The following is a 12,876-nucleotide window of genomic DNA, read 5'->3' as shown; positions in this document are numbered from 1 at the left end:
ATGATTATAAAAATTTAGAGTAATTTCAGTTATTCTTGTAATAGATTTTTCTAAAATCATGTCCATAATAACATCCATGATTAGAGACTTTCTTAACCTTACAAAATAATTCCTGATTATGATAATTCCAATAGTGTAGTAATTGTTGCTGTTCTGTAGAACTAATATCATTTTCTTTTGAGTATAAAATGATTTTAACAATTATAGACAAATATATAAAAATATGGCATTACTATTTCATTTTATATAACGATTTCTTTTTAAGGACTTAATGTCTGTTTTTTATCAATAAGAACTTATTATAAAATATAAAACTAAATTATGCCGATAAAAAAAGTAAAAAATTATACTCGAAATTATTTCCATTTAATTTAAACTATTCTTCTTTAAAATTGATCATCTTAGCAATATGTGCGTATAATTCAGGATGGGTTGTTTTAAAAACATGAGGTGTTTCAAAAAAGTGTTCTAAGATTACCGATAAAAATTCAAACTGGTTTTCGTAGGCATACAGCCTAAAATACCCTTTTTGTTGTAGTTCTTTATTTAAATTTTGATCTGAGTAATATTTTATCACTTCATTGAACTCATCAAAAAAAATAATGGCACTTGGATCATTACTTTTTAAACAATGAAAATGCAGTACATGTGAAAACTCATGTAAACCAAGATTAATATTGTCATTTGATGTTGCATGTCCCAATAAGAAATCATCCCATGAAAAAACTACGGCTTTCATTCTAGGATTAAATTCTCCTTTATGGTACGCTTGATTTACGGTCGAAAAATAACTGGAAGGATAAATTATTATTTTATTGAATAAACTGACCAGATAATTTCTCATTCCAAAAGTTAGCATTACATAAGTTCCTGCAATTAACATTTGCATTTGTTCCGTAATGATAATCTCTTTACCTACGAACTTATAACTTGCAACAACCTCTTTTACCCGATGTTCAAAATACATTTTCCTTTTAGAGGAAAGTCTATTATAAAATGGAAATTCATCGACTAAAATTTTTCGTTGGTTTGATTTTAACATTTTAGAGAAAGGATACCAATGAATATAAAATGGCTTATTGAACAATAAGAGATAAGCAGGCTCCAGAACTCTAAAAATAATTATTACAAGAAATAATACCCCAAACAATATAAAAATAAAAAGTTGTTCTGTCATATTTTTTTTTCTTCTTTAAAACAAAAATACTCCAAAATAATCAAGTTTACTTGAAATTATTTTGGAGTATTTTTGTTAGTGTTTGTGGCCGCGACAGGGTTCGAACCTGCAACCCTCAGAGTCGAAATCTGATATTCTATCCAGTTGAACTACGCAGCCATTTGATTTAGGATTTTGAAATTCTAATTCTTAAATCACAAATCATAACTATTTTATGTCAATAATTTTTTAACTATTGTAGAAATGGTTTTTCCTTCAGCAGTTCCACCTAATTGTGCAGCAGCCAATCCCATCACTTTTCCCATTGAAGCAATACCAGCAGCTCCAGTTTCAGCGATAATTTTTGCAATCACTGTTTCTACTTCTGCTTCACTCAATTGTGCCGGTAAGAATTTTTCGATTACTGCAATTTGAGCCAATTCTGGTTCAGCTAAATCCAAACGGTTTTGTTCTGTAAAAATTCTGGCACTTTCTTTACGTGTTTTTACTAATCTTTGAAGCAATTTAACCTCGTCGTCTTCCGTTATTTCTTCTTTTGATCCTGATGCTGTCTGAGCTAATAGGATTTCAGATTTTATAGCTCTTAAAGCTTCTAATGCAACTGTATCTTTGGCTCTCATGGCGGTTTTCATTTCGTCCATGATTTGTACTGATAAACTCATATTCTTTATTGTTAATTTGGTTAATCGATTATTTGTTTAATCGATTGTTGAAATGCTAATTATGAAAACAACTGCTTTTTAATGCCCCAGATGGTAGTGAAAAGCCTTTTTAGGAGAAAATGTATTTTTTCTTGGACTTAAAAAGCGACTTTAGAAGCTCTTTTAAGTACTTAGAAAAAAGCATTTTCGAGAAAAAGCTTGAAACGACAGCTGGATTAAGGCCCGGCAAATTTAAAGAAATTTACTGGAATTAACAATAGATTGCTTTGTTCTCACTACACAAAAAAATAACCCGAAAATTAAATTGAATTTTCGGGCTGTCTCATTTTGGTTTGAGTTAGTTAATCTACATTGTCATGCAAATACGAGTTATTAGAACGCAACTGTAGATCATTGTTGCTGTCTGTTCCAACAGAAATTCTCGAATTTGTATTATTAGTTTGATTGTTTGAAATGTCTATTCCTAATCTTTTGTAAGCAGGCTCTTTTTCATACTCATCAATTTTAGAAACATTATTATGAAACTTATAATTGAATTCTTTTAATTTTTTTCTTCTTTCATCAGCTCTCATTCGCAATGATTCTTCGATTGTCATTTCCATAGGAGAAATAGCATCAAAATCTACAGGCGTATTTACTGGTGTATTCACTTGTTTCATTGTAATATTCAACTCCGCCGGAATAACAACTTCTGGAGTTTTAGCAACTGGCTTAGCCATGAAATCATTCTCTGGTTCCATATATTCTTCAAGAGAATATTTGATAATTCCGTTATCAGTCAATTCCGTTACCGGGACAAACTGAACTGCTTCATTTACTTTAATATCACGAGTTTCATTCGTTAGCTCAAACAAAACTTTATTTTCCTCAACTTGTGCTACTGGCTCTGTTTTGAAAAGTGGCAAATCAAAAGAAAAAGTAGTTTGTTCTTGTCTTTCGATAACTTTTGGCTGTACCGCTTTTACTTCTTTAACTTCGGCTACAGGTGATGTGATTGTGAAATCAATATCAGTAATAGGAGAAACGATTTCGAAAGTAACATCTAAATTTTTAATAAATTCAGACATAACCATCAACTCTTCTTTATTGATTGTTGGCGCTGGTGTTGGTATTGTTACCACTGGTTCAGGCGCAACTGCAGTTTCTTCTAACAAATCGAAAACAATTCTTTCATTTGAATTAGAAACTGGAGATTCTGTATTCAAATCGAATGCAGTAACCGTTTTATTACTTAGATTATGAACACTTCTTTGCTCATCTTCTAATGTATGAATGATTTTTTTTGGCTCTGTATTTACGATTTCATTTTGTTGTTCAATATCAAAACCTGTAGCGATTATAGTCACTGCAATAGCATCTCCAAGCGATTCGTCTTCACCAACCCCCATGATAATATTAGCATTATGACCTGCTTCAACTTGAATATGATCATTGATTTCTCCAATTTCGTCAATTGTAATTTCATTAGTTCCAGAAACGATAAGCAACAATACGTTTTTGGCACCAGTAATTTTATTATCATTTAACAAAGGAGAATCTAAAGCAGCAATAATTGCTTCCTTAGCTCTATTTTCACCTGAAGAAACAGAAGATCCCATAATAGCCGTTCCGCTATTAAACAATACTGTTTTGGCATCTCTTAAATCGATATTTTGAGTATAGTGATGCGTGATTACTTCAGCAATTCCTCTTGAGGCTGTCGCCAAAACTTCGTCTGCTTTTGAAAACCCAGCTTTGAAACCAAGATTTCCATACACTTCTCTTAATTTGTTATTATTGATAACAATTAAAGAATCGACTTGTTTACGTAACTTTTCTATCCCAATTAATGCTTGTTCCTGACGCACTTTCCCTTCAAATAAGAAAGGTAATGTAACAATCCCTACAGTAAGAATATCTCTTTCTTTAGCCAATTGCGCGATTACTGGTGCAGCTCCAGTTCCAGTTCCACCACCCATTCCGGCAGTGATGAACACCATTTTAGTATTGCGGTCCAACATTTTTTCAATCTCGGAAATACTTTCAATAGCTGATTGCTGACCTACATCTGGATTTGCTCCAGCACCAAGTCCTTCAGTTAAATGTACTCCTAACTGTATTTTGTTAGGCACAGAACTGCTTTGTAAGGCCTGAGAATCCGTATTACATACGATAAAATCCACACCTTTGATTCCTTGTTTAAACATGTGATTTATGGCGTTACTACCGCCTCCACCTACACCAATAACTTTTATTACATTTGATTGGTTCTTTGGTAAATCAAATGAAATACTTCCAAATTCTGAGTTGCTCATCATTTTATTTGGTTTTTGATATTTATTATTAATTATTGTGTTTTTGGGCACTGCCCTTATTCTGCGTTATCTAAAAAATCCTTAATCTTATCCACATAACGGTCGAAGAAATTTCTCTGAATTCTGTTTACTGTCGAATTCTGTTTTTCATTAGTGTTTCGTGCCTCTTCCTCAACTTCTTCTTCAGAAACCTCAATCACTGGCGCTTGAACAACTGGTTGTCTGTACACTGGCGCTTTTGGTGGTTCGATAGCATCCATTCTAACCGCACTTTGCGTTTTGTTTTCGATGCTGTTCATTACCAATCCAACTGCAGTAGCATATAAAGGACTTGAAATCTCCTCATCTGAATTTCCAGCCAAATGCTCGTTTGGATATCCTATTCTCGTATCCATTCCTGTGATATACTCTACTAACTGTTTGATGTGTTTCAATTGAGCACCGCCACCAGTAAGCACTATCCCTGCGATTAGTTTTTTACGGGGATCTTCGTGTCCGTATGCTTTCACTTCCGTAAAAACTTGATCTATAATTTCAACAACACGGGCATGAATAATTTTAGAAAGATTCTTTAATGAAATTTCTTTTGGTTCTCTGCCTCTCAATCCTGGGATAGAAACAATTTCGTTGTCTTTATTTTCCCCCGGCCAAGCAGATCCAAATTTAACTTTCAATAATTCAGCTTGCTTTTCAATTATAGAACATCCTTCTTTAATATCATCTGTAATTACATTTCCTCCAAAAGGAATTACCGCTGTATGGCGAATAATACCATCTTTGAAAATGGCTAAATCAGTTGTTCCACCACCTATATCAATAAGTGCAACTCCTGCTTCTTTTTCTTCCTGACTCAAAACTGCATCTGCCGAAGCTAATGGTTCCAAGGTTAAACCTGACAATTCAATTCCTGAACTTTGAATACATCTGCCTACATTACGTATTGATGAGGCTTGTCCTACTACAACATGAAAACTAGACTCTAATCTTCCACCGTACATCCCTATAGGCTCTTTAATTTCAGATTGTCCGTCAATTTTAAATTCTTGTGGCAAAACATGAATTATTTCTTCGCCAGGTAACATTGCTAATTTATTTACTTGGTCAATCAAAAGCTGAATATCATTCCCTCCAATTACTTCTTCTGGATTGTTTCTGCTTATATAATCTGTATGTTGAATACTACGGATATGTTGACCCGCAATTCCCACCACTACATCTTTTATTTTATAGCCTGAATTATTTTCGGCTTCTTGTATCGCTTGTTGTATTGATTGTATGGTTTGAGTGATGTTATTTACAACGCCTCTGGCCACACCTAAACTTTTAGATTTTCCTACACCTAAAATTTCTAGTTTCCCATATTCATTCTTCTTGCCTATCATGGCAACTATTTTAGTTGTCCCAATATCTAGACCTACTGCAATATTCTCTTTTTCCATTATCTATTATTTAGTGCAAACTACTTGTTCCGTAAATCGGAGATCAATCTTTTTATATTTATACAACGAACTATCTAAAACCGCTTTTTGAAAAAAAGCTTTATAATTCTTAAATTTTCGCTCTACATTTATCATTCTACCAAAATCAATTTGATAATCAAAATTTCTATTGAGCATTTTTAAGCTACCATTCGGCATAATTTCAATCCCAATGATGTTTTTTTTCAAAAACGCATCGTCATAGATTGCTCGAAATAAGTCGGCTAAATCTTCGTTATTTTTTTTATTTATCCCCCCGGATACAAGTGGAACTCTCGCTGTAAAATTAGTTGACAATGGCATTCTATTCCCCTCGTAATCAATATAAAAAGAACCACCATCATCAAAAACTCTAGCTATAGGAGTTTTTTGTTTTACTACTGCTTTCAACACACCGTCAATACTCACAAATACATCTGATTTTTCAATCATTTCTTGTGCATCTAGACTTCTTTCCAGTTTATTCAAATCTAAATTAACTTTTTGAATGCTTGATGCATCTCTATTATTTTCTATTAACAATTTATTAACCGTTTCCTGTTTAACAAAAGGCGCATTCTCTCCAACAAAAACCACTACAGATTTAGTCAATTTTCTGTTTTTATTTCGATTTGACGTAAACGAAAACAGAAAAATTACTACTATAAACATTAGTATTAACCGAATATTTGTCCAATTAAAGAGTTTCATTTATCGCTTTTTTAATGGATGGCACTAATTCTCCAATATCTCCTGCTCCAATAGTTACAATAACGGTAGCATCGCTAGCTAAAATTGTTGGTATTAAATCGCTTTTAGAGACTATTTTTTTATGATTATTGGTCATTTTATCCATCAACCATTGTGAATTTATGCCTTCCATTGGCAATTCACGGGCCGGATAAATATCTAATAAAACAACGTCATCAAAGGCAGACAAACTTTTGGCAAAATCATCAGCAAAATCTCTCGTTCTGCTGAATAAATGTGGTTGAAAAATTGCCAATACTTTTTGGTCTGGATACAATTCCCTAACCGCCTGATGCACTGCATTTATTTCCGTTGGATGATGTGCATAATCATCGATATAAACTAACTTATCCGTTTTAATTTGGTACGAAAATCTTCTTTTAATTCCTTTGAATGATGCAATGGCTTTTGCAATGGCATCGGTTGGGGTGCCGAATATATTTGCCATTGCAATAGCCATTAATGCATTCATCAAATTGTGTTTTCCTGGTAATCCAAAATGTAAATCTTTTATTATCTCTGTAGGCGTCTGTACGTCAAAAACATAACTACCATTTCCTATTCTAACATTAAAAGCTTTAAAAACAGCCTCTTCATTTACTGCACATGTAATCCCTTCTAATGGTAATTCTTTGGTTATAAAAAGGTTGCTCTTATCTTCTACTTTAGAAGCAAATTCAACAAAAGATTCTTCTATCGCTTCACTGGTTCCATAAATATCCAAATGATCCGCATCCATTGATGTAATACACGCTATATTAGGATGTAAATGCAAAAACGAACGATCAAATTCATCTGCTTCAACAACAGTTACTGTTTTTCCGTTTCCTATTAAATTCGAATTGTAATTTTCTACAATTCCACCAATAAAGGCAGTAACATCAGCACCGCTTTCATGCAAAACATGACCTAAAATACCTGAAGTAGTCGTTTTTCCATGTGTTCCCGCTACTGCAAAACAAAAAGTATCTTTTGTAATTATCCCTAAAACTTCCGCTCTTTTTTTTACCTGAAAATCTCTTTCCAAAAAATAATTCCACTCTGAATGTGCTTTTGGAACTGCAGGGGTAATAATCACCAAAGTATTCTCTACGTAAAAATCTGCAGGAATTAAATCGATACTATCTTCAAAATGAATTGAAATTCCACTTTCTATTAATTCATTGGTAAGTGCAGAAGGCGTTTTATCGTAACCAGAGACTTGTTTTCCCAAATTCTTGAAATAACGAGCCAGATTACTCATGCCTATACCTCCAATTCCTATAAAATAGACGTTATGTATTTGATTTAAGTTCATATTATTTTAAGTCTTTGCACTATTATCTTGTTCTTTCTATTTAATCAACTTCACAATTTCGTCAACAATTTGTTTTGTTGCCTCTGGCATAGCCAATTGTTTTATATTTTCACTCAACTGATTTTGTTTTCCCTGATCTTTCAATAAGGCTTCAAAAACAAGACCAAATTGCGAATCAAGCTCTGATTCTTTGAGTATTAACGCTCCTTTTTTATCAACAATGGCTTGAGCATTTTTAGTTTGATGATCTTCAGCTACATTTGGTGAAGGAATAAAAATTACTGGCTTCCCAACAATGCACAACTCCGAAACTGATGACGCTCCTGCTCGGGAAATAATAACATCTGCAGCAGCATAAACTAAATCCATTCTTTCTATAAAAGCGACTACCTGAACATTTTCTTTGTTATATTTTTTATAATCTTCTAAATATAATTTTCCGCATTGCCAAATCACCTGAACATTTTGAGAAAGAATATTTTCCAATTCTTTTTCGATTAATTGGTTGACTCTTCTCGCACCAAGACTTCCTCCAAGAACTAACAATGTTTTCTTTTTAGAGTCTAAATTAAAATATTGAATGGCTTCTGCTCTTTTACTGTCGATATCAATTAAATCCTGACGCACTGGATTTCCGGTCAAAATCATTTTTCCTTTTGGAAAAAATCGTTCCAAATTTTCGTATGCAACACAAATTTTACTTGCTTTTTTACTCAATAATTTATTGGTAATCCCAGGATAGGAATTTTGCTCTTGAATTACTGTTGGAATACCTGCAATCCCAGCTACCTGCAATAAAGGCCCGCTTGCAAAACCTCCGGTTCCAATAACCACATCCGGTTTGAACGCTGCGATTATTGTTCTGGATTTCAATAAACTTGAAAGCAATTTAATTGGAAAAAGCGCATTATCAAATGTCAGTCTTCGTTGTAATCCTGCAATCCAAAGTCCTATGATTTTGTAACCTGCTTGAGGCACTTTTTGCATTTCCATTTTATTATTGGCACCTACAAAAAGAATTTCGGCATTAGGAAAACGAGATTTTAATTCATTGGCAATTGCAATTGCCGGATAAATATGTCCGCCTGTTCCACCACCGCTTAATATGAATTTATACTGTTTCATTTTTATTAAAGTTACTGAGTTCCTAAGTTTTTATAATTTACTTTTTCTCTGAAAACCGAATTACTTATTTAAAACTGCATTCATTGGATTCGTAGCTTTATCTTCAATAGAATAATCTCCTTCTATCACAACTTCCTCTTCTAATTCTCTATCGATTAGTTTTTGAAGCGCTTCTTCTCTTTTAGCCGCATCTTTTAATTCCTGAGCGATTTCTTCTTCTTTTTTGGTTACACCAATAATGATCCCTAATGCGATACAGGTCATCCAAATAGAAGTTCCACCACTACTTATTAATGGCAAAGTTTGTCCCGTAACAGGCAATAATTCTACTGCAACTGCCATATTAATCATCGCCTGAAAAATCATTGGAAAACCAAGTCCTATTACCACCAATTTTCCAAATAATGTATTGGCTTTATGTGAAGCAATTACAAATCGAAACAACAGTAATAAATACAGCCCAAGTACTACCAAACCTCCTAAAAGTCCGTATTCCTCAACAATAATGGCGTAAATAAAATCGGAAGATGATTGTGGCAAGAAATTCTTTTGAACACTTTTACCTGGCCCTAATCCATATATTTGTCCCGAAGCAATAGCAATTTTAGCTTTTTCTATTTGGTAATCATCTTCGTCAGGTTTATCTGTTGAGAAGTTTTCTATACGACTTTCCCAAGTTTTTACTCGGTTAAAAAATTTAGCATCTGGAAAAGCTTTGGAAAGCAAAACAAAAAAAGCTAGAAATAAAATTCCCGTACCTACAATTATTGCGATATACTTCATCGGATATTTGCCTATGAAGACCAACATTAAAATCATCGAAAAAATTAATGCCGTAGTGGAAAAATTTGAAGGCAGAATAAAAATTAACGTAATAAAAACTGGAAGCCAAAGCTCTTTTAATGATTCTAGAAAATCAATAGCTTTCTCTCTTGTTTTTGACAAATAGCGCGCCACAAATACAAACAGAACCAAAGCAGCAAAAGCCGAAGGCTGAAACGAAATCCCCACAAACGGAATTTGGAGCCATCGACTAGCATTAGCTCCGCCAATCACCGTTCCTTTTATCATCGCAACGGCTAAAACTACCCATACTACAGGCAATAACCATTTAGAAATAGAACGAAAATAATGATAGGGAATTTTATGAACGTAATAAATAATCGTAAAACCACAGGCAATATGCGCTAAATGCTTTACCAGATAACCTAATGTATTTCCTGTTCCATGACCAATATAAGCCAAGTTACTACTCGCACTAAAAACAGGCATAAATGAAAACAAGGCTAATAAGGCCACAAATGACCAAATTCCTTTATCTCCTTTTAAATTGTTTATTAGTTGTTTCATTTTTTGATTTTTAGACTTCTTAGATTTTTAGACTTTGACTCGATCTTGGATTATCAAATTATTAGAGACTATTTATAATTTTCTAACAATTTAATAATCTAAGAAGTCTAACAATCTAATAATCTGAATTTATAAATTCTTAACCGCTTGCTTGAATTGATTTCCTCTGTCTTCATAGTTTTCGAATAAATCAAAACTTGCACAAGCGGGCGACAATAATACCGTGTCTCCTTTTTCTGATAATCGTTGTGCCATTCTCACGGCATCATTCATATTGTCAACCTCAATCATCATGTCAACTACATTCCCAAAAACATCTATAATCTTTTTGTTATCCACACCAAGACAAATAATCGCTTTCACTTTTTCACGAACTAATGACATCAATTCGTTGTAATCATTTCCTTTATCAACACCTCCCACAATCCAAACCGTAGGCGTATTCATGCTGTCTAATGCAAAAAAAGTAGCATTTACATTAGTTGCTTTTGAATCATTGATGTATTGTACATTTTGAATTTTCAATACTTTCTCAAGACGATGTTCTACTCCTTGAAAATTAGATAAACTTTCACGTATTGTAGACTTTCTTATTTGCATCAATTTTGCCACAGAGGTTGCTGCCATTGCGTTTTTCATGTTATGTTTTCCTTCTAAGGCAATATGCTCTGTGTCCATTGTAAACTCTTCTTGATTGATTGAAATTTCCATTTTGTTGTTTTTTATATAAGCTCCTTCGCTGAAAGTCTTTGTCAATGAAAAAGGAATTAATTTGGCTTTTGTTGTATGTGTTTTAAACCATTCTGCAATGGCTTCATCATCTGCATCATAAATGAGGTAATCTTCCTCGGTTTGATTCATTGTAATTCTAAATTTTGAATCAATGTAATTTTCATATTTATAATCATATCGATCTAAATGATCTGGACTAATATTCGTAATAATCGCAATATGTGGCTTAAAATTTACAATCCCATCCAATTGAAAACTACTCAATTCAAGCACATACGAATCGAATTTATTCTCTGCCACCTGCCAGGCGAAACTCTTTCCAATATTCCCCCCTAATCCAACATTCAATCCTGCTGATTTTAGCAAATGATAAGTCAACATCGTGGTGGTGGTCTTTCCATTACTTCCAGTGATTCCTACTATAGTTGCATCTGTAAAAGGAGCAGCAAACTCAATTTCCGACAACACTGGAATTCCTTTAGCTAGAAGTTTTTTTATTATTGGAGATTTATCCGGAATTCCTGGACTTTTCATCACCACATCAGCATTCAGAATCAAATCTTCCGTATGCTTTTCTTCTTCCCAAGCAATTTCATTAATGATAAGAACCTCTTTGTAATTTCCTTTTATCTTTCCAAAATCAGACACAAAAACATCATATCCTTTTTTCTTACCCAGAATAGCAGTTCCTACTCCGCTTTCTCCTCCACCTAAGATCACTAGCCTCATATTATCTTAATTTTAAAGTGACAATTGATAATATGGCCAGCATTATAGCAACAATCCAAAAACGGGTTACAATCTTACTTTCATGATATCCTTTCTTCTGATAATGATGATGCAAAGGTGACATCAGGAATATTCTTCGGCCTTCGCCAAAGCGTTTTTTGGTATATTTAAAATAACTTACTTGTAAAACAACTGATAGATTTTCGACAAGAAAAATTCCGCATAATAATGGAATCAACATTTCTTTTCGAACAGCAATTGCCAGAACAGCTATAATTCCACCGATAGTCAAACTCCCTGTATCTCCCATAAAAACAGATGCCGGATAGGAATTATACCAAAGAAATCCAATCAATGACCCCACAAAAGCAGCTATAAAAACGGTCATTTCCCCTGAACTAGGTATATACATTATATTCAAGTAATTAGAGAATATAATATTCCCCGAAACGAACGTAAATATTCCTAGTGCGAGGACCGAAATAGCGGAAGTTCCTGCAGCCAGTCCATCAATACCATCCGTTAAATTAGCACCATTAGAAACAGCAGTAATAATGAAAATAACAACTGGAATAAAAATCAACCACGCCCATTTTTCATATCCTTCACCTGTCCAAGCTAATAATTCAGCATAATCAAATTCGTTGTTTTTAAAGAAAGGAATCGTAGTTGCCGTAGATTTTTCCTCAACTGGAGCAGGAGTAATAACTGTTTCTGTTGATACTTTAAAAATATCCGTTTTTCCTGTATCGGTACGTACGGTAACTGCCGGGCTAAAATAAAGAACTGTCCCAACTATTAAACCCAAACCTACTTGTCCTACAACTTTGAAAATTCCTTTTAAACCTTCTTTGTCCTTTTTGAAAATTTTGATATAATCATCAATAAAACCAATAGTTCCCATCCAAAGTGTGGTCACAATCAATAAAACGATGTAAATATTATGTAGTTTTGCAAAAAGTATAACAGGAACTAAAGTGGCAAATATGATGATTAAACCACCCATAGTTGGTGTTCCAGCTTTTTCGTTTTGACCAGCCAAACCAAGTTCACGAACTGTTTCCCCTACTTGTTGTCTTTGCAGGAAACTGATAATTCTTTTTCCATAAATCGTAGATAACAGCAAAGAAAGCATCAATGCTAATGCAGATCTAAAAGTAATGTACTGAAAAACGCCTGTCCCAGGAACGTCTAATGTTTTGTCTAAATATTCAAATAAATAGTATAGCATATATCTTTGTTTATTTGGTTAATCGTTGATTTGTTTAGTTGCTGATTTGATTACTATTAGATTAAACAGTTA

The 12,876-nt window shown here is 33.4% G+C and carries 10 protein-coding genes and 1 tRNA gene; all 11 read right to left on the bottom strand.

Features of this window, described 5'->3' with window-relative positions; translation table 11 throughout:
* Positions 1–376: 376 nt before the first annotated feature.
* The 11 genes from OA85_RS07630 to mraY all read right to left on the bottom strand — a co-directional run bounded on the left by OA85_RS07630 (position 377) and on the right by mraY (position 12,804).
* Positions 377–1,042, bottom strand: coding sequence for a zinc-dependent peptidase (locus tag OA85_RS07630; RefSeq protein WP_197056058.1), 666 nt, complete (start codon positions 1,040–1,042; stop codon positions 377–379).
* Positions 1,043–1,262: 220 nt separating this feature from the next.
* Positions 1,263–1,336 (bottom strand) — tRNA-Arg (locus tag OA85_RS07625).
* A 53-nt stretch (positions 1,337–1,389) separates the two neighbouring features.
* Positions 1,390–1,839, bottom strand: a complete 450-nt coding sequence (locus OA85_RS07620; protein ID WP_039108930.1) for a GatB/YqeY domain-containing protein — start codon at positions 1,837–1,839, stop codon at positions 1,390–1,392.
* Between the two features lie 341 nt (positions 1,840–2,180).
* The gene (gene ftsZ, locus OA85_RS07615; protein WP_039109445.1) at positions 2,181–4,136 is read right to left on the bottom strand and encodes a cell division protein FtsZ; all 1,956 of its coding nucleotides are present in this window, start codon (positions 4,134–4,136) and stop codon (positions 2,181–2,183) included.
* A gap of 53 nt (positions 4,137–4,189) precedes the next feature.
* Positions 4,190–5,572, bottom strand: coding sequence for a cell division protein FtsA (ftsA, locus tag OA85_RS07610; RefSeq protein ID WP_039108929.1), 1,383 nt, complete (start codon positions 5,570–5,572; stop codon positions 4,190–4,192).
* Positions 5,573–5,578: 6 nt separating this feature from the next.
* Positions 5,579–6,301 carry a cell division protein FtsQ/DivIB gene (locus tag OA85_RS07605; RefSeq protein WP_039108928.1) on the bottom strand — a complete coding sequence of 241 codons (723 nt, stop codon included), beginning with the start codon at positions 6,299–6,301 and terminating at the stop codon, positions 5,579–5,581.
* Positions 6,288–7,637, bottom strand: a complete 1,350-nt coding sequence (gene murC / locus OA85_RS07600) for a UDP-N-acetylmuramate--L-alanine ligase (protein WP_039108927.1) — start codon at positions 7,635–7,637, stop codon at positions 6,288–6,290. The genes OA85_RS07605 and murC overlap by 14 nt, the downstream gene beginning before the upstream one ends.
* Positions 7,638–7,673: 36 nt before the next feature.
* Complete coding sequence (gene murG, locus OA85_RS07595) at positions 7,674–8,762, bottom strand: undecaprenyldiphospho-muramoylpentapeptide beta-N-acetylglucosaminyltransferase (protein WP_039108926.1); 1,089 nt, start codon at positions 8,760–8,762, stop codon at positions 7,674–7,676.
* Positions 8,763–8,822: 60 nt separating this feature from the next.
* The gene (locus OA85_RS07590) at positions 8,823–10,112 is read right to left on the bottom strand and encodes an FtsW/RodA/SpoVE family cell cycle protein (protein WP_039108925.1); all 1,290 of its coding nucleotides are present in this window, start codon (positions 10,110–10,112) and stop codon (positions 8,823–8,825) included.
* Positions 10,113–10,241: 129 nt separating this feature from the next.
* Complete coding sequence (gene murD, locus OA85_RS07585) at positions 10,242–11,573, bottom strand: UDP-N-acetylmuramoyl-L-alanine--D-glutamate ligase (RefSeq protein WP_039108924.1); 1,332 nt, start codon at positions 11,571–11,573, stop codon at positions 10,242–10,244.
* A 1-nt stretch (position 11,574) separates the two neighbouring features.
* On the bottom strand, positions 11,575–12,804 hold the full coding sequence (gene mraY, locus OA85_RS07580; RefSeq protein ID WP_039108922.1) for a phospho-N-acetylmuramoyl-pentapeptide-transferase: 1,230 nt from the start codon (positions 12,802–12,804) through the stop codon (positions 11,575–11,577).
* Positions 12,805–12,876 lie beyond the last annotated feature (72 nt).

The organism is Flavobacterium sp. AED (assembly GCF_000812945.1).
Taxonomy (GTDB): Bacteria; Bacteroidota; Bacteroidia; order Flavobacteriales; family Flavobacteriaceae; genus Flavobacterium.
Note: the sequence above shows the minus strand (reverse complement) of the source record. Positions and strands in the feature narration are given on the sequence as shown.